The sequence below is a fragment of the Rubrivivax gelatinosus genome (genome assembly GCF_016583785.1).
In the GTDB taxonomy this organism is placed as follows: domain Bacteria; phylum Pseudomonadota; class Gammaproteobacteria; order Burkholderiales; family Burkholderiaceae_C; genus Rubrivivax; species Rubrivivax gelatinosus_B.
In genome coordinates this window covers 41423-59651 of the sequence record NZ_NRRU01000020.1, presented here as the reverse complement: position 1 = coordinate 59651, position 18229 = coordinate 41423, and the positions used below count along the sequence as shown (strand labels likewise).

The 18229-nt window shown below is 68.5% G+C and carries 15 protein-coding genes and 2 pseudogenes; 10 read left to right on the top strand and 7 right to left on the bottom strand.

All coding sequences use genetic code 11. The annotated features are described in order from the left end of the window. The 10 genes and pseudogenes from CKO43_RS07405 to CKO43_RS07360 form a co-directional block, all read left to right on the top strand. Positions 1 to 408 (top strand): annotated as a pseudogene (locus CKO43_RS07405) (DNA primase); the annotation flags it as partial. Between the two features lie 347 nt (positions 409 to 755). Then, complete coding sequence (rpoD, locus tag CKO43_RS07400) at positions 756 to 2972, top strand: RNA polymerase sigma factor RpoD (protein WP_200378279.1); 2217 nt, start codon at positions 756 to 758, stop codon at positions 2970 to 2972. A 158-nt stretch (positions 2973 to 3130) separates the two neighbouring features. Beyond that, the gene (locus tag CKO43_RS07395) at positions 3131 to 4087 is read left to right on the top strand and encodes an adenylate/guanylate cyclase domain-containing protein (protein WP_200228706.1); all 957 of its coding nucleotides are present in this window, start codon (positions 3131 to 3133) and stop codon (positions 4085 to 4087) included. 19 nt (positions 4088 to 4106) lie between these two features. Continuing rightward, positions 4107 to 4481: a response regulator gene (locus tag CKO43_RS07390; protein ID WP_200228704.1), complete on the top strand. Its 375-nt coding sequence runs from the start codon at positions 4107 to 4109 to the stop codon at positions 4479 to 4481. Continuing rightward, positions 4478 to 5569 carry a ferrochelatase gene (hemH, locus tag CKO43_RS07385; protein WP_200378278.1) on the top strand — a complete coding sequence of 364 codons (1092 nt, stop codon included), beginning with the start codon at positions 4478 to 4480 and terminating at the stop codon, positions 5567 to 5569. The genes CKO43_RS07390 and hemH overlap by 4 nt, the downstream gene beginning before the upstream one ends. A 37-nt stretch (positions 5570 to 5606) precedes the next feature. Further along, complete coding sequence (locus CKO43_RS07380) at positions 5607 to 6020, top strand: RNA-binding S4 domain-containing protein (RefSeq protein WP_200378277.1); 414 nt, start codon at positions 5607 to 5609, stop codon at positions 6018 to 6020. 50 nt (positions 6021 to 6070) lie between these two features. Then, on the top strand, positions 6071 to 6613 hold the full coding sequence (gene grpE / locus CKO43_RS07375; protein ID WP_200228698.1) for a nucleotide exchange factor GrpE: 543 nt from the start codon (positions 6071 to 6073) through the stop codon (positions 6611 to 6613). A gap of 82 nt (positions 6614 to 6695) precedes the next feature. Continuing rightward, complete coding sequence (gene dnaK / locus CKO43_RS07370) at positions 6696 to 8642, top strand: molecular chaperone DnaK (protein ID WP_200378276.1); 1947 nt, start codon at positions 6696 to 6698, stop codon at positions 8640 to 8642. 122 nt (positions 8643 to 8764) lie between these two features. After that, positions 8765 to 9907, top strand: a complete 1143-nt coding sequence (gene dnaJ, locus CKO43_RS07365) for a molecular chaperone DnaJ (RefSeq protein WP_200228696.1) — start codon at positions 8765 to 8767, stop codon at positions 9905 to 9907. Positions 9908 to 10057: 150 nt separating this feature from the next. Next, complete coding sequence (locus CKO43_RS07360; protein ID WP_242481088.1) at positions 10058 to 11740, top strand: response regulator; 1683 nt, start codon at positions 10058 to 10060, stop codon at positions 11738 to 11740. 2 nt (positions 11741 to 11742) lie between these two features. Here the strand turns inward: CKO43_RS07360 and CKO43_RS07355 are convergent. From CKO43_RS07355 to CKO43_RS07325, 7 genes and pseudogenes are all read right to left on the bottom strand, one after another. Next, positions 11743 to 12869, bottom strand: a pseudogene (locus tag CKO43_RS07355) (PA0069 family radical SAM protein). Between the two features lie 79 nt (positions 12870 to 12948). Further along, positions 12949 to 14352 carry a replicative DNA helicase gene (gene dnaB, locus CKO43_RS07350; RefSeq protein WP_200228693.1) on the bottom strand — a complete coding sequence of 468 codons (1404 nt, stop codon included), beginning with the start codon at positions 14350 to 14352 and terminating at the stop codon, positions 12949 to 12951. Positions 14353 to 14489: 137 nt separating this feature from the next. Then, the gene (gene rplI, locus CKO43_RS07345; RefSeq protein ID WP_200228692.1) at positions 14490 to 14942 is read right to left on the bottom strand and encodes a 50S ribosomal protein L9; all 453 of its coding nucleotides are present in this window, start codon (positions 14940 to 14942) and stop codon (positions 14490 to 14492) included. 11 nt (positions 14943 to 14953) lie between these two features. Further along, complete coding sequence (gene rpsR, locus CKO43_RS07340) at positions 14954 to 15244, bottom strand: 30S ribosomal protein S18 (RefSeq protein ID WP_200228691.1); 291 nt, start codon at positions 15242 to 15244, stop codon at positions 14954 to 14956. A 45-nt stretch (positions 15245 to 15289) separates the two neighbouring features. Continuing rightward, positions 15290 to 15583, bottom strand: a complete 294-nt coding sequence (priB, locus tag CKO43_RS07335; RefSeq protein ID WP_200228689.1) for a primosomal replication protein N — start codon at positions 15581 to 15583, stop codon at positions 15290 to 15292. 34 nt (positions 15584 to 15617) lie between these two features. After that, on the bottom strand, positions 15618 to 15983 hold the full coding sequence (rpsF, locus tag CKO43_RS07330) for a 30S ribosomal protein S6 (protein WP_200228688.1): 366 nt from the start codon (positions 15981 to 15983) through the stop codon (positions 15618 to 15620). 121 nt (positions 15984 to 16104) lie between these two features. Continuing rightward, positions 16105 to 18213: a sodium:solute symporter family protein gene (locus tag CKO43_RS07325; protein ID WP_200378274.1), complete on the bottom strand. Its 2109-nt coding sequence runs from the start codon at positions 18211 to 18213 to the stop codon at positions 16105 to 16107. Positions 18214 to 18229 lie beyond the last annotated feature (16 nt).

Sequence of the window (18229 nt, the reverse complement as noted above, 5' to 3'; positions counted from 1 at the left end):
GGCCCGCGGCCGGCGTTCACGCCGCCGCGGCGCCAGCAGCCGCGCCGCGGCGGCCCGCGCGTATCGGTGCGCCAGCCGCAGGATCAGGTCGTGCGCGTGCTGCTGCTGCGCTCCGGCTGGTGGCTGGAGCTGACCGACGCCGACCACGAGGCGCTGGCCGCCCTGCCCGACTGGCACGCCGAGTGTTTCCGCTGGATCGACCGCTGGCTGGCCGACCACGGCGACACGCCCTGGCCGACGCTGCGCGAGCAGATCGCGGTCGAGCCCTGGGGCGCCGACGCGGTGGCGCTGGTCGACGGCGCCGAGGTGCCGATCGACCCGCTGCTGGAAGACCTGCACACCGCGGTCGCGCAGACCATCCGCGCCCAGGCCGTGCGTTCGGCGATGGCGGTGCTCGGCCGGCACTGAAGCCAGCGGGCGCGGGTTTTGCCCCCATTTGTGCGTGATGTGGGCTGGCCGACCGGCCGCGGCGCAGAAATCCTTCTGTTTTTTTGACGAATCGGGGTGCGTCGCCGATAATGCTCGGTTTGTTGCAGCGGCAAGAGTGAGCAGCAGCACCTCCGGGCCCCGGCCACCCTCGACAAGGGTCATAAGGCCAACCTCACCCGCAAGGACTGCGCATCTTCGATGAGTTCACGCGAGCTTGCCCGTCTGGACGCGCCACCACCGGGCGCCGCGAGTTGCGGCGTTATCCCGACCGCTTTGCGCTGCGCGCAAGGCGACGCGTGGCCGTGGAAACCTTCCCGAGGAACCGCATGACCGCCAAGAAGCCCGCATCCGCTGCCCTTTCCGACCCCGCCGACGCCAAGAGCATCAAGGCCAAGGTCGCCGCCGAGACCAAGGCCAAGCCCGCCGCTGCCACCAAGCCGGCGGCAAAGACGGCCAAGGCGCCCGCCGTCAAGGCTGACACCAAGGCCAAGGCCGGCAAGAAGGACGCGAAGAAGGCTGACGCCGAGGAAGACGAACTGGTCGACCTGGAGGTCGAACTCGAGGCCGAGCCGGAAGCCGAGGTCGAGGTCGAGGCTGCCGCCGACGGCAAGGAAGCCAAGGTCAAGCCGCTGCGCATGAAGGTCAGCCGCGCCAAGGAGCGCGCGCTGATGCGCGAGTTCGGGCTGGACGAGGCCACGCTGACCGAAGAGGAAGTCGCCAAGCGCCGCCAGGAGCTCAAGACCCTCATCAAGATGGGCAAGACGCGTGGTTTCCTGACGCACCAGGAAATCAACGATCACCTGCCCGAGAAGCTGGTCGACAACGAAATCCTCGAGGCCATCGTCTCGATGCTCAACGACATGGGCATCGCGGTCTACGAGCAGGCGCCCGACGCGGCCACGCTGCTGATCAACGGCAGCAACACCGCCACCGCCACCGACGAGGAAGCCGAGGAAGCCGCCGAAGCCGCGCTGTCGACCGTCGACAGCGAGTTCGGCCGCACCACCGACCCGGTGCGCATGTACATGCGCGAGATGGGCTCGGTCGAGTTGCTCACGCGTGAAGGCGAAATCGAGATCGCCAAGCGCATCGAAGGTGGCCTGCAGGCGATGATGCTGGCCATCAGCGCCAGCCCGACGACGATCGCCGAGATCCTGGCGATGGCCGACAAGATCGCCGCCGGCGAGATGCAGATCTCCGAGGCCGTCGACGGCTTCGTCAGCGACGACGAGGCCGACGACTACGTCGCCGAGGAAGACTTCGACGAGTTCGACGAGGACGACGACGACGACGGCGCCGGCGGCAGCAAGGCGCTGACGAAGAAGCTCGAAGAGCTGAAGAAGCAGGCGCTGGAGAAGTTCGAGGCGCTGCGCTCGCACTTCGACCGCATGCGCAAGGCCTACGAGAAGGAAGGCTACAAGTCGCCGGCCTACAACAAGGCCCAGCAGTCGATCAGCCAGGACCTGATGACGATCCGCTTCACGGTCAAGACGATCGAGAAGCTGTGCCAGATCCTGCGCGCCCAGGTCGACGACGTGCGCCGCTACGAGCGCGAGATCCGCAAGATCGTCGTCGACAAGTGCGGCATGCCGCAGGAACACTTCATCAAGACCTTCCCGCCCAACGTGCTCAACCTGAAGTGGGCCGAGAAGGAAGTCGCTTCGGGCAAGGCCTATGGCGCCGTGCTCGGCCGCAACCTGCCGGCGGTGCAGGAACTGCAGCAGAAGCTGATCGATCTGCAGGCGCGCGCGGTCGTCCCGCTCGACGACCTGAAGCAGATCAACAAGAACATGAACGCCGGCGAGAAGGCCAGCCGCGACGCGAAGAAGGAGATGATCGAGGCCAACCTGCGCCTGGTGATCTCGATCGCGAAGAAGTACACCAACCGCGGCCTGCAGTTCCTCGACCTGATCCAGGAAGGCAACATCGGCCTGATGAAGGCGGTCGACAAGTTCGAATACCGCCGCGGCTACAAGTTCTCGACCTACGCCACCTGGTGGATCCGCCAGGCGATCACGCGCTCGATCGCCGACCAGGCGCGCACGATCCGCATCCCGGTTCACATGATCGAGACGATCAACAAGATGAACCGCATCTCGCGCCAGCACCTGCAGGAGTTCGGCTTCGAACCCGACGCGCCGACGCTGGCCGAGAAGATGGAGATCCCCGAGGACAAGATCCGCAAGATCATGAAGATCGCCAAGGAGCCGATCTCCATGGAGACGCCGATCGGCGACGACGACGACAGCCACCTGGGCGACTTCATCGAGGACACGAACAACGTGGCCCCGGTGGACGCGGCGATGCAGGCCGGCCTGCGCGACGTCGTCAAGGACATCCTGGACTCGCTCACCCCGCGCGAAGCCAAGGTGCTGCGCATGCGCTTCGGCATCGAGATGTCGACCGACCACACGCTGGAAGAAGTCGGCAAGCAGTTCGACGTCACGCGTGAGCGCATCCGCCAGATCGAAGCCAAGGCGATCCGCAAGCTCAAGCACCCGAGCCGCTCGGACAAGCTGCGGACCTACCTGGACAATCTCTGATTGGATAGGCGGGGCCGCAGGCGACTGCGTTCGCGAAGCGTCCGCGCTCAGCGGACGTCCGCAGCTATACCAGTTGCGGCCCGGTCTCGACAATCTCTGAAGCGCGCCAAGCCCGACCCCCTGCGTCGGAGGGGGAAAGCGATAAAATTGCGCGCTGAATGACGCAGATCTCCGACCTCACCGTCCTGTTCGCCGATCTTCGCGGCAGCACCGCGCTGTACGAGACGCTCGGCAACGCCGAGGCGACGTCGGTGGTCACGCATTGCGTGGGCTCGCTGACGCGGCCGGTGGCCGACTTCGGTGGCCACGTGGTGAAGACGCTGGGCGACGGCCTGATGGCCGTCTTCCCGCGGCCGATGATGGCGCTGCAGGCCGCCGCGCTGATGCACGAGGTGCTCGACGGCATCACCAGCCGAGGCCACGACCACGGCGCCTCGACCGGGCTGCGCGACCTGAAGATGCAGATCGCGATGGCGCGAGGCGAGGTCGTCGAGATGGCGGGCGACTGTTACGGCGATGCCGTCAACGTCGCCGCCCGGCTGCTCGACCACGCTGGCGACAACGAGACCCTGGTCACAGGCGAGGTCCTGCAAGGCCTGGCCGAGCAGACGCGTTCGCGCTTTCGCAGCCTGGACCGGCTCGTGCTGCGCGGCCGGGTCGAGCCGGTGCAGGTCTTCGTGCTCAGCGGCCGGCTCGGTGCCGAGCTGCCGCCGACGCAGTTCGCCGGCGACGCCGAGCCGGTCTCAGAGCCCGACGGCCTGCGGCTGGAATGGGTCAACCACAACCGGATCTTCGCCAGCCGGCAGATGCCGGTGGTGCTGGGCCGCGGGCCGCAGGCCGAGTTCCGCGTCGACGACTCCCGCGTCTCTCGCTCGCATGCACGAGTCGACTGGCACGGCGGCGCGTTCCAGCTCACCGATCTGAGCTACAACGGCACCTATGTGCGATTTGCCGACGGTGAGATCGTGAGTCTGCGCCGCGGCGGCTGCACGCTGCACGGCAGCGGCGAGATCGGCCTCGGCGGTTCTCCGGGCGACCCGGCGGCCACCTGTGTTCTTTTCGACGTCCTGCGCTTCGGCGACACCCAACCGCTTCTCGCGGCCGACCTGCTCTAGCCCTTCACGGGCCCACGACATGCGCGTGCTGTACGTCGACGACGACCGTATCAATACCCTGCTCTTCGAAGAGACCTGCCGCTGCGCCGGCGGGATCGAGGTCGCCTGCGCCGCCACCGGCGCGGAAGCGCTCGAACTCGCCGCCGGCTTCGCCGCCGACGCGCTGGTCATCGACCTGCACCTGCCCGACACCAACGGCTTCGAGCTGCTGCCGGCGCTGCGCCGCGCGCTGCGGGCCGAGGCCCTGCCAGCTTTCCTCTGCACCGCCGACGAACCGGCGCTGGTCGCCGAACAGGCGGCGGCCGCCGGTTTCGACGGCTGCTGGACCAAGCCGGTAGCCGTCGAGACCATGCTCGCCGAACTCCATCGCGCCGACGGCGGGCCCGCGGCATGACGCTGCGACCGGAACCGCCGCATCGCCACGGCGAAGACGAACGCGTCGGCCTGCTGCTGGTCAACCTGGGCACACCGACCGAGCCGACGCCGGCCGCGCTGCGCCGCTATCTCGCCGAATTCCTGTCCGACCCGCGCGTCGTCGAGATCCCGCGCATCCTCTGGCTGCCCATCCTCTACGGCATCGTGCTGAGCGCGCGGCCGGCGAAGTCGGCGGCCAAGTACGCGACGATCTGGACACCCGAAGGCTCGCCGCTGGCCGTCTGGAGCGACCGCCAGGCCGTCGGCCTGTCGCAGGCCCTGCAGGCACGCGGCCACCGGGTGCAGGTGCGGGTGGCGATGCGCTACGGCGAACCCTCGGTCGCGCGTGGCCTGGACGCGCTGCGTGCCGAAGGTGCGACCCGCGTGCTGGTGCTGCCGCTGTACCCGCAGTACGCCGGCGCCACCACCGGCAGCGTCGCCGACGCGGTGATGAAGTGGACCGCCGGCGCCCGCCGCATCCCCGAGTTCCGCTTCGTCAACGAGTACCACGACGACGCCGGCTACGTCGGCGCCCTCGCCGAGCGCGTGCGCACGCACTGGCGCGAGCACGGCCAGGGCGAAAAACTGCTGCTGAGCTTCCACGGCGTGCCGCACCGCACGCTGCTGCTCGGCGACCCTTATTGCTGCCAGTGCCACAAGACGGCGCGCCTGCTGCGTGAACGCCTCGAGCTGACGCCGGAACAGGTGGTCGTCACCTTCCAGAGCCGCTTCGGCAACGCCAAGTGGCTGGAGCCCTATACCGAACCGACGCTGCGCCAGCTGGCCGCCGACGGTGTGCGCCGCGTCGACGTGATGTGCCCGGGTTTCGTCTCCGACTGCCTGGAGACGCTCGAGGAGATCAACGAGGAGGCGCGCCACACCTTCCTGGCCTGCGGCGGCGAACGCTTCGAGTACATCCCCTGCCTGAACGACCAGGGGGCGTGGATCGAGGCGCTGGCTTCGATCGCCGAACGCCACATGGCCGGCTGGGAAACACGCGCGCTGCCCGATGCGCAGGAGACGGCACAGCGCCGGCAACGTGCCGCGGCGCTGGGCGCAACGATCTGAACCGGCCGCGCAGCGGCCACCCGGCCCGAGAGACCCGATGAACGACACCCGCGTGCGCCTGGACAAATGGCTCTGGGCGGCCCGCTTCTACAAGACCCGCGCGCTGGCCGCCGACGAGGCCGACCGCGGCCGCGTCAGCGTCAACGGCCTGGCGGCCAAGCCGGCGCGCGAGCTGCACGTCGGCGACCGCGTCGCGCTGCGCCAGGGCAGCGTCGAACGGGTCGTCGACGTGCTCGTGCTCGGCACCGTGCGCGGCCCGGCGCCGGTGGCGCAGACGCTGTACTGCGAGACCGCCGAGAGCATCGCCGCCCGCGAACGCGCCGCCGAGGCGCGCCGCCTGCAGCCCGAGCCCGCCGCCTCGATCGAGCAAGGCCGTCCGACCAAACGCGACCGCCGCCAGCTCGCCGACTGGAACCGCTGGAGCGCGAGCGTCGACGACGAGCGCTCTTGAAGTCCCGCGCGAAGTCCCCACCTGCATCCATGTTTTGCCCCGAGACGCCAATGAACGCGAATTCGAACACCCCCGACACCCCGTCCCCCGAGACCGCTGCGGCCGACGCCGCGCAGGCCGCTGCGGCCCCGGCGAGCGCCGAGGCGCGCCTGGCCGAACTCGAGGCCCGTCACGCCGAGGTCGCCGACGCCTATCTGCGAGCCAAGGCCGAGACCGAAAACGTGCGCCGCCGCTCCGAAGAAGAGCTGGCGAAGGCGCGCAAGTTCGCCATCGATGCCTTCGCCGAGAGCATGCTGCCGGTCAAGGACAGCCTGGAAGCGGCGATCGCGATCCACAACGCGACGCCCGAGCAGCTGCTCGAGGGCACGCACGCGACGCTGCGCCAGCTGACCCAGGCGCTCGAGCGCAACAAGGTCGTGCAGATCGCGCCGCCGGCCGGCACGAAGTTCGACCCGCACCAGCATCAGGCGATCAGCGTCGTGCCCGCCGACCAGGAAGCCAACACCGTCGTCGCCGTGCTGCAGCGCGGCTACCTGATCGCCGACCGCGTGCTGCGCCCGGCGCTGGTCACGGTCGCAGGGCCCAAGGCCTGAACGAACGCAAGTTGCGGGCTTGAAAGCCGGCCCGGCAGCCACAACTCCAAGACAACCGGAATCCAGATTTCAGGAGAACACCATGGGAAAGATCATCGGCATCGACCTGGGCACCACGAATTCGTGCGTTGCCGTGATGGAAGGCAACACGACCAAGGTCATCGAGAACAGTGAAGGCGCGCGCACCACGCCGTCGATCATTGCCTACCAGGACGACGGCGAGATCCTCGTCGGCGCCTCGGCCAAGCGCCAGGCGGTCACGAACCCGAAGAACACGCTGTACGCGGTGAAGCGCCTCATCGGCCGCAAGTTCACCGAGAAGGAAGTGCAGAAGGACCTCGACCTGATGCCCTACAAGATCTCGGCCGCCGACAACGGCGACGCCTGGGTCGAGGTGCGTGGCAAGCGCCTGGCGCCGCCGCAGGTCAGCGCCGAAGTGCTGCGCAAGATGAAGAAGACCGCCGAGGACTACCTCGGCGAGGAAGTGACCGAAGCCGTGATCACGGTGCCGGCCTACTTCAACGACAGCCAGCGCCAGGCGACCAAGGACGCCGGCCGCATCGCCGGCCTCGAGGTCAAGCGCATCATCAACGAGCCGACCGCCGCGGCCCTGGCCTTCGGCCTGGACAAACACGGCACCGGCGACCGCAAGATCGCCGTCTTCGACCTGGGTGGCGGCACCTTCGACATCTCGATCATCGAGATCGCCGACGTCGACGGCGAGAAGCAGTTCGAGGTGCTGTCGACCAACGGCGACACCTTCCTCGGCGGCGAAGACTTCGACCAGCGCATCATCGACTACATCGTCACCGAGTTCCGCAAGGAACAAGGCGTCGACCTGACCAAGGACGTGCTCGCGCTGCAGCGTCTGAAGGAAGCGGCCGAGAAGGCCAAGATCGAGCTGTCCAACAGCACCCAGACCGACATCAACCTGCCGTACGTGACGGCCGATGCGTCGGGCCCGAAGCACCTGAACATCAAGCTCACGCGCGCCAAGCTCGAGAGCCTGGTCGACGAGCTGATCGAGCGCACGATCGAGCCCTGCCGCATCGCGGTCAAGGACGCCGGCGTCAAGCTGTCGGAGATCGACGACGTCATCCTGGTCGGCGGCATGAGCCGCATGCCCAAGGTGCAGGACAAGGTCAAGGAGTTCTTCGGCAAGGAGCCGCGCCGCGACGTCAACCCTGACGAAGCCGTCGCCGTCGGCGCCGCGATCCAGGGCCAGGTCCTGGGCGGCGAGCGCAAGGACGTGCTGCTGCTGGACGTCACCCCGCTGTCGCTGGGCATCGAGACCCTGGGCGGCGTGATGACCAAGATGATCAAGAAGAACACCACGATCCCGACCAAGTTCTCGCAGGTGTTCTCGACCGCCGACGACAACCAGCCGGCGGTGACGATCAAGGTCTTCCAGGGCGAGCGCGAGCTGGCCTCGGGCAACAAGAGCCTGGGCGAGTTCAACCTCGAAGGCATCCCGCCGGCGCCGCGTGGCCTGCCGCAGATCGAGGTCACCTTCGACATCGACGCCAACGGCATCCTGCACGTCAGCGCCAAGGACAAGGGCACCGGCAAGGAGAACAAGATCACCATCAAGGCGAACTCGGGCCTGTCCGAGGCCGAGATCGAGAAGATGGTGAAGGACGCCGAGGCCAACGCCGCCGACGACAAGAAGAAGCTCGAGATCGTGCAGGCGCGCAACCAGGGCGAGGCCTCGCTGCACTCGGTGCGCAAGACGCTGGGCGAACACGGCGACAAGCTCGACGCGGGCGAGAAGGAGAAGATCGAGGCCGCGCTGAAGGAGCTCGAGGAAGCCCTCAAGGGCGACGACAAGGCCGGCATCGAGGCCAAGACCGAGGCCTTGATGACGGCCAGCCAGAAGCTCGGCGAGAAGGTCTACGCCGAAGCCCAGGCGGCGCAGGCCGCTGCCGGTGCCGCAGCCGGTGCCGCCCCGGGCGGCGAGGCGCCGCAGGCCGCGTCCAAGCCGGCCGACGACAACGTCGTCGACGCCGAGTTCAAGGAAGTGAAGAAGTGATCTTCCCGCGGCCGGACGTCGAGCGTCCGGCCGTGACTTCCCGCCGCGTCCAGGCGCACCGGCAGCTTCCGGTGCCCCTGCGCGGCGTTTACGCTTGACGACTGGCTGTAAACGGCACCCTCATGGCAAAGCGCGACTACTACGAAATCCTCGGCGTTGCGAAGAACGCCTCGGACGACGACATCAAGAAGGCCTATCGCAAACTGGCCATGAAGTTCCACCCTGACCGCAACCAGGGTGAGGACGCGAAGAAGGCGGAAGAGAAGTTCAAGGAGGTCAAGGAGGCCTACGAGATGCTCTCCGACGCCCAGAAGCGCGCCGCCTACGACCAGTACGGCCACGCCGGCGTCGACCCGAACATGGGCGGCCGCGGCGGCGCCGGCCCGGAAGGTTTCGGCGGCTTCGCCGAGGCCTTCGGCGACATCTTCGGCGACATCTTCGGCGGTGCTGCCGGTGGCCGGCGCGGCGGCGGCCAGCAGGTCTATCGCGGCAGCGACCTCAGCTACGCGATGGAGATCTCGCTGGAGGAAGCCGCCGCCGGCAAGGAGACGCAGATCCGCATCCCGAGCTGGGACGGCTGCGAGACCTGCCACGGCAGCGGCGCCAAGCCCGGCACCAGCCCCAAGACCTGCCCGACCTGCTCGGGCTCGGGCACCGTGCACCTGCGCCAGGGCTTCTTCAGCATCCAGCAGACCTGCCCGCACTGCCACGGCAACGGCAAGATCATTCCCGAGCCCTGCCCCACCTGCAACGGCGCCGGCAAGATCAAGCGCCAGAAGACGCTGGAGGTGAAGATCCCTGCCGGCATCAACGAAGGCATGCGCATCCGCTCGGCTGGCAACGGCGAGCCCGGCACCAACGGCGGGCCGCCGGGGGATCTCTACATCGAGATCCGCATCAAGCAGCACGAGATCTTCGAGCGCGACGGCGACGACCTGCATTGCACCGTGCCGGTGAGCATGACGACCGCGGCGCTGGGCGGCACGATCGAGGTGCCGACGCTGGGCGCCAAGGCCGAGATCGAGCTGCCCGAAGGCACCCAGCACGGCAAGACCTTCCGCCTGCGCGGCAAGGGCATCAAGGGCATACGCTCCAGCTACCCGGGCGACCTGTACGCGCACATCACGGTCGAGACGCCGGTCAAGCTGACCGAGCACCAGCGCAAGCTGATGAAGGAACTCGACGAGTCCTTCCGCAAGGCCGGCGACCGCCATTCGCCCAACGCCAAGTCCTGGACCGACCGCGTCAAAGACCTGTTCAAGTAGGTAATTTCCCGCAGTCCGGGAAATCTCTCCTCAAGCGCGACACCCGGATGACCGAAAACGGTCAGAAATGGCTGCGCCCGCCCCTGCCCGTCTTCAACGCTGCCCGCAGGGCACGGGGTGCGGGTTTTCGTCCGCCGGAGGCCGGCCTTGATGCTCGACCGTGACATCCATCTGAGCAAGGCGCTGGTCATAGACCCGAACCCGACCTCGCGCAGCATCCTCGTGGCCCAGCTGCGCGACTTCGGCATCGGCACGGTCTCGCAGTGCGGCCGGGTGGCTGACGCCCGCAGCCAGCTGGAGTCACGCCCGTTCGACATCGTGCTGTGCGAAAACAACTTCGCCGGCAACGACGCCGCCGGCCAGCAGCTGCTCGACGACCTGCGCCGCCACCAGCTGCTGCCGCTGTCGACGGTCTTCATCATGATCAGCGGCGAAGCCACCTACAACAAGGTGGCCGAGGCGGCCGAATCGGCGCTCGACAGCTTCCTGATCAAGCCGCACACTGCCTCCGCGCTCGGCGACCGCCTGCTGCACGCACGACGGCGCAAGCGCGTGCTCAAGCAGATTTTCGAAGCCGTCGACGAAGGCCGTTTCGACGACGCCGCCGGGCTGTGCATCAAACGATTCCAGGAACGCGGCGAGTTCTGGCTGTTTGCCGCGCGCATCGGCGCCGAGCTGCTGCTGTCCAGCGGCCGCCACCGCGAGGCCTGGGAACTCTACGAAGCAGTCATCAAGGCCCAGGCCCTGCCCTGGGCCCGCCTGGGCGTGGCACGCGCCCAGGAGGACGGCAACGAGCCGAACAAGGCGTTGTCGACGCTGGAGAGCCTGATCGAGGACCAACCCAACTTCGTCGACGCCTATGACGTGATGGGCCGCATCCACCTCGACCAGGGCAACCTGGAGGAGGCGGCGTCGGTGCTGCTGCGCGCCGCGTCGCTGACCCCGGACTCGGTCGGCCGGTTGCAGAAGCTCGGCATCCTGTCCTTCTATCTCCAGCGCTACGACGACGCGCTGCGTTCGCTCGAGCGTGCGGTCAGTATCGGCATCAACTCGAAGATGTTCGATCCACAGACGCTGGTGCTGCTGGCCTTCCTGCGCTGGCGCCAGTCCGACACCAAGGGCCTGCAGCGCTGCGCCGAGAACCTGGAGCACGCGATCTCGCACGCACCCGACAGTCAGCGCCTGCGGCGTTTCGGGGGTGTCGTGCGCGCGCTCGAGCTGGCCCTGCGCCTGCAGCACAACGACGCACTGCAGGGGATCGCAGACCTGGCGCTCGAGGTGCGCGAAGCCTCCTTCGACCTCGAAGCCGCGAGCAACATGCTCGCGCTGCTGTCGCGGCTGGTGGATGCCGGTTATGCGATCGAGGAAGCCGAGGCCTGGGTCGACGCCATCGGCCTGCGCCATTGCTCGTCCAAGGCGCTGACGGAGCTGCTGGCGCGCGCCGCGGGGCCGCATCCGCCCTTCGTCGAACGCATCCGCCTCTGTCAGCACCGGGTGCTCGAGGTCTCCGAGGCCGCGATGGCCTACAGCATCGCCGGCGACCCGGGGTCCGCAGTGCGCACCCTGCTCGAGAACGGCCGCGCGTCGCTCAATGCCAAGCTGATCGACACCGCGCGCCTGGTGCTGCAGCGCCACCACGACAAGATCGCCGGCGCCGACGACCTGAAGGCCACGATCGAGGACTTGCGCCTGCGTTATCTGAGCGTGGCGGGCAAGCTGCCGATCGGCGACGGCCCCGGCCGCAAGGCCGGCGGGCTGGCGCTGCGCAGCGCCGTCGCGAACGCGCTCGGCGCCGAAGCCGAGGCGCTCGCCGCAGCCCCGGCCGCGGCCTGAGTTCAGAACAGCGCGCCCTGCTGCGGCGCGCCGGCTTCGGGCGGCGGGCAAAAACGCGAAACGTCGAGTTCGGGCCACGCACGCGCCAGGCCCAGGCGTGCGCAGGCCTTGTGCAGGCGCTGGCGAAGCAACTCGGCCCAGATCCCTTCGCCGCGCATGCGGCTGCCGAAACGCGGGTCGTTGTCGCGGCCGCCGCGCATCTCGCGCACACGCGCCATCACGCGCGCCGCCGCTCCGGGACATGCTGGACCAGCCAGTCCCTGAACAGCGGCGACAGTTCGTGCGGCAGGCGCAGCGGGATCGCGAAGGCCCGGCTCGCGCCGGCCTCGCGCGCCGCCTCCAGGATGCGCTCGAGCTCGTGCTCGTTCAGGAACGGGATCAGCGGCGAGACGCTGACGCCTACCGGCACGCCCGCCTCGGCCAGCGTTCGGATCGTGCGCAGCCGCCGCTCGGGCGAGGCCGCCCGCGGCTCCAGACGCCGGGCGAGCGCCGCGTCCAGCGTCGTCAGCGTGAGGTCGACGCAGGCCAGGCGCTCGGCGGCCATCGGCGCGATCAAGTCCAGGTCGCGTTCGACCAGCGCCGACTTCGTGATCACCGAGAACGGGTGCCGCGTGTCGTGCAGCACCTGGATCACCGCGCGCGTCAGCTGCAGCCGGCGCTCGACCGGCTGGTAGGCATCGGTGACGGTGCCGATCGCGATCGCATGCGGCCGGTAGCCACGTGCCCGCAGCGCTTCCTGCAGGCGCTCGGCGGCGTTGCGTTTGGCGACGATGCGGGTCTCGAAGTCCAGGCCCGGCGACCAGCCGAGGTAGGCGTGCGTCGGCCGCGCGTAGCAGTAGATGCAGCCGTGCTCGCAGCCGCGGTAGGGGTTCAGCGAGAGCTCGAAGCCGATGTCGGGCGAGTCGTTCTCGCTCAGGATGCGCCTGGCCTGTTCGTCGACGACCAGAGTCGGCGGCAGCGGCGGCGCCTCCAGCGCCGAGGCATCGCCGTCCCAGCCGTCGTCGAAGGCCTCGCGCGCGTCGGCCTCGAAACGGTGGGCGATGGCCCAGGTCGTGCCACGCCCCTTGACGGCGGCGTTTGCCGGCGCTGCGGCGGCCGGGCGAGGGGACGGGATGGTGGGCGCTGGCATGCTGTTGTTTTATACAGCATGTCGCCGGGCGCCGTGCGGCCTCAGACGAGCGAGGCCTTCCGGCCTCTCTCGTCCTGACTCAGTAATCCGACATCGCGTCCGGGGCGAGGTTCTCGAACTTGGTCAGCGGCTTCAGGAAGGCCAGGCGCACGGTGCCGACCGGGCCGTTACGCTGCTTGCCGATGATGACTTCGGCGACGCCCGGATCCTTGCTGTCCTTGTTGTAGTACTCGTCGCGGTAGATGAACATGATGATGTCCGCGTCCTGCTCGATCGCGCCCGATTCGCGCAAGTCGCTCATCATCGGCCGCTTGTCGGTGCGCGTTTCGACCGATCGGTTCAGCTGCGACAGCGCGATCACCGGGCACTGCAGTTCCTTGGCCAGCGCCTTCAGGCCGCGCGAGATCTCGCCGATCTCGGTCGCACGGTTCTCGCCGTTGCTCGACGACGAGCCGCTCATCAGCTGCAGGTAGTCGATGACGATCAGCCCGAGCTGGCCGTACTGACGCGCCATGCGGCGCGCACGCGCACGCAGTTCAGGCGAGGTCAGCGCCGGCGTTTCGTCGATGAACAGTTGCACCCGGCCGAGCTTGTCGACGGCCTCGGTCAGCCGCTCCCACTCTTCGGTGCGCAGGCGCCCGGTGCGCAGGTTCTGCTGGTCGATGCGGCCGAGCGAGCCGACCAGACGCAGCGCCAGCTGCGAAGCACCCATTTCCATCGAGTAGACCAGCACCGGCAGGCCCTCGGCGACGGCGACGTTCTCGGCGATGTTCAGCGCGAACGCGGTCTTGCCCATCGACGGCCGCGCCGCGAGCACGATCAGGTCGCCCTTCTGCAGCCCGGCGGTCATGCGGTCCATGTCGAAGAAGCCGGTGCGGACGCCGGTCACTTCCTCGGCGCCGTTGTCGTGCAGTTCCTGCACGCGGTCGATCAGGTCGACGACCAGCTTGTCTATGCCCTGGAAGCCCTGCTTCTGGCGCGAACCCTCTTCGCCGATCTTGAAGATCTTGCCTTCGGCCTCGTCGAGGATGGTGCTGACCGGCCGGCCCTGCGGGTTGAAGGCGTTGGTGGCGATCTCGTCGCTGGCGGCGATCAGCTTTCGCAGGATCGCGCGCTCGCGCACGATCTCGGCGTAGCGCCGCATGTTGGCGGCACTCGGCACGCTCTGCGCCAGCGCGTTCAGGTAGCCCAGGCCGCCGCAGTCCTCGGCCTTGCCCAGGCTCTGCAACTGCTCGAAGACGGTGATGACGTCGGCCGGCTTGCTCTGGTTCACCAGCCCGGCGATGGCCGAGAAGATCAGCTTGTGCTCGAAGCGGTAGAAATCGCTGTCGGTCAGCAGGTCGGCGGCGCGGTCCCAGGACAGGTTGTCGATCAGCAGGCCGCCGAGCACGCTCTGTTCGGCTTCGTTCGAATGCGGCGGCACGCGCAGGCGCGCGACTTCGTCATCGGGAGCGGAACCACGGGATTCGAACAGCGCGGACATGGTCGGCCTTGTGGGCAAGTCTGTGGACAGCCTGGGAACTCAGCGGGGACGAGCGGTGGACAACTCGGCGACCGCAAAACGAAGAAGGCCGGCGAAACGCCGGCCTTCTTCAGACGGGAGGTAAAAGCGTAGGCGCTTCAGTCGACCTGCGCAACCACCTGGACCGTCAGCTCGACGACGACGTCGCCGTGCGGCGCAACCGCGACGGTGTGGTCGCCGGTGGTCTTCAGCGGACCGTTGGGCAGTCGCACCTGCGACTTCTGCACCGGCTTGCCGGCCTTGGTCAGCGCGTCGGCGATGTCGGCGTTGGTCACCGAGCCGAACAGACGGCCGTCGACGCCGGCCTTCTGCGTGATGCGCACGGCGGAACCGGCGAGCTGTTCACCCAGGGTCTGGGCGGCAGCCAGCTTGGCGGCGGCGGTCTTTTCCAGTTCGGCGCGGCGCTCGGCGAATTCCTTGATCGCGGCTTCGGTCGCGCGGCGCGCGAGCTTGGTCGGGATCAGGAAGTTGCGGGCGTAGCCGTCCTTGACCTTGACGATGTCGCCGAGGTTGCCGAGTTTGACGACCTTTTCGAGAAGGATCACTTGCATGTCGGTGCTCCTCAGACCTTGTGCTGGTCGGAGTACGGCAGCAGCGCCAGGAAGCGGGCGCGCTTGATGGCCGTCGTCAGCTGGCGCTGGTAGTAGGCGCGCGTGCCGGTCAGGCGAGCCGGCGTGATCTTGCCGTTCTCGCTGATGAAGTCACGCAGCGTGTCGATTTCCTTGTAGTCGATTTCCTCGACGCCGGCCACGGTGAAGCGGCAGAAACGCTTGCGGCGGAAGAGAAGCGACTGGGTGTTGCGCTTCGGACGCTTGTCCTTCGAGAAGCGACCCTTGCCACGGGGGGGAGCCATAAGACCTCCTGGGAATGCTGAAAACTATCCGGAACAGTGAACCGGTCAGCCCACGGGGGCGACCGACGTGATGTGGAACCGCATGCCGCGTCCGTTGCGCAGGGCTGCCAGGAAGCCGCCGAATTCGGCGTCGCTGCCCAGCGCCAGCTTGGCGAGCACCGCGGTGATGTCCGCCCCGATTGCCAGCGCCCGGATCTCCAGCGAGACCTTGCGCGGACTGCCGTTCTCGACGACCTCGGACTCGTGCTTCAAGCTCAGGTCCAGGGCCGGAAGGCCGGCGGGGGTGTACCGCAGTGCGCCCCGCTCCACCAGTTGCGCCGAGAGAACCAGCCGGTTCATCGACACCCCGCGGTGGCAGGCGCAAACGTGTGCGTCAGGCCGCAGCCTCCTGCTGGCTGGCCTTGCGCGATTCTTCGCGTTCGACCGCCTTCATCATGATCGACGGCGTCGTCTCGGCCTTTTCCTTGCGCACCGTGAGGTGGCGCAGGACGGCGTCGTTGAAGCGGAAGCCCGTCTCCAGCTCTTCGAGCACAGCGCTGCTGGCTTCGATGTTCAGGCACAGGTAGTGCGCCTTCGCGAGCTTCTGGATCATGTAGGCCAGCTGACGACGGCCCCAATCTTCGACCCGATGGACCTTGCCGCCGCCGGCGGTGACCAGGGTCTTGTAGCGTTCCAGCATGGCCGGAACCTGTTCGCTTTGATCCGGATGGATCAGCAGAACGATCTCGTAGTGACGCATTGAGTCTCCTTGTGGATTCCCGTTGAGGAAAGCCGCCCCGTTGCGTCTGGTTCAATGGGGGGCGGCAAGGCGAAAAGCCTGCGAGTATAACCCGCCGGCCGCTCGTTGGCGAGGCGCCGCCCTAGCCGCCGGGCCGGGGGTCGCGGATGCGGTCGACCAGGCGCTCGCTCGCGCCGTCGGGCCGCGGCGTTGCCAGGCTCAGCAGCAGCATCACGACGAAAGCCGCCGGCACGCCGAAGACGCCGGCGGCAATCGGCGCGATGCCCAGCCACAGGCAGTCCTCCAGCGGCTGCGTGACACCGAAGAGCCCGCGCAGCCAGGGCTGGGTCGTCGCCATGTAGTAGCTGGTGACCACCAGCCCGGTGAGCATGCCGCCGACGCAGCCCCAGCGGTTGGCGCGTTTCCAGAAGACACCCAGCACCAGCGCCGGGAAGAAGGACGAGGCGGCGAGCGAAAACGCCGCCGCGACCAGGAACAGGATGTCGGCAATGCGCATCGACGCGACGTAGGCCGCGGCCAGCGCCACCACCAGCAGCAGCACCTTGGAGACGGCGACGCGGCGCGAACTCGGGCGCTTGGGGTCGATGACGCGGTAGTAGAGGTCGTGCGAGAGCGCGTTCGAGATCGTCAGCAAGAGCCCGTCGGCGGTGGACAGCGCCGCGGCCAGCCCGCCGACGGCGACCATCGCCGAGATCACGTAGGGCAGCCCGGCGATCTCGGGTGCGGCCAGCGTCACCAGGTCGGCGCCGATGTGCAGCTCGCCCAGCTGCAGGATGCCGTCGCCGTTGACGTCGCTGACCTGCACCAGCGACGGGTCGACCTTGGACCAGCTCGCGATCCAGGACGGCAGGCTGTCGAACGGCGTGCCGACGAGGCCGTTGAAGACCTCGTGCTTGACCAGCAGCGCCAGCGCCGGCGCCGTCAGATAGAGCGCGCAGATGAACAGCAGCGTCCAGCCGACCGAACGCCGCGCCTCGCGCACCGAGGGCGTGGTGTAGAAGCGCGTCAGGATGTGCGGCAGCCCGGCGGTGCCCAGCATCAGGCAGAAGACGAGCGCCAGGAAGTTGCGCCGTGAATGTTCTTCGCCGGGCCGTGACGCCGGTGCGCCGCGCGGGTTGGCGGCGAAGGCCTGCGCGTGCGGCGGCATGCCGCCCAGCGGCTGCGACCAGGCTTCGGCCGAAGCCTGCTCCTCGCCGTACAGGCGCCGTGCCTCGTCCTCGGTGCGCGGCAGCGCCGCCAGCGTGCGCCGCGCCGCCTGCACTTCGGCCAGCGGCGCCGCCGCCTCGGTCAGCCGCTCGACGCGGCGCTGGGCCGCGGCTCGGTCCTCGGCCATCGCCGCCGGCACGTCCAGCAGCTTGGCGCCGGCGACCGCGGCGCGCTGCGCGTAGGCCGCCATCACCTCGCGCTCGCCCGGGTCGGCGACGAGCTGCGCCTCGCGCTCGCTCACCGCCTGCAGCACCTGCCCCATCGCCACCTGCGGCACCGGGTTGCCGCTGACCTTCAGCGACAGCCAGGCCACCGGGGCCAGATAGGCGACGACGAGGATGATGCACTGCGCCACCTGGGTCCAGGTGACCGCGCGCATGCCGCCGAGGAAGGAGCAGACGAGCACGCCGCCCAGGCCGACGAAGATGCCGATCTCGAAGCCGAAGCCGGTGAAGCGCGCGACGATCAGGCCGACGCCGTAGATCTGGGCGACGACGTAGACGAAGGAGACGACGACCGCGGCAACGATGCCCACCAGCCGCGGCAGCGTGCCGCCGTAGCGTGCGCCGAGGAAGTCGGGGATCGTGTACTCGCCGAACTTGCGCAGGTAGGGCGCGATCAGCAGCGCGACCAGGCAGAAACCGCCGGTCCAGCCGATGACGAAGGCCAGGCCGTTGTAGCCGCTGAGGTAGAGCGTGCCGGCCAGGCCGATGAACGAGGCCGCGCTCATCCAGTCGGCCGAGGTCGCCATGCCGTTGTAGAAGGCCGGCACGCGCCGGCCGGCGACGTAGTACTCGGCAGCGTCCGAAGTGCGGCAGCGCAGCCCGATGGCCGCGTACAGCACGACGGTGCCCAGCAGCATCGTCAGGCCGATCAGGTTGCGGCCGAGGCCGAAGCGCTCGGCCGCCGCCATCGCACCGATGAAGCCGGCCAGCGCCAGCGTGTACAGCAGATAGGCGCCGTGCAGACGGCGGCGGAAGCCCCGCACGCCGCTGCCGCCTGCGCCGCTGCCGACCGAGGACATCAGCCGCGGCGGGTTC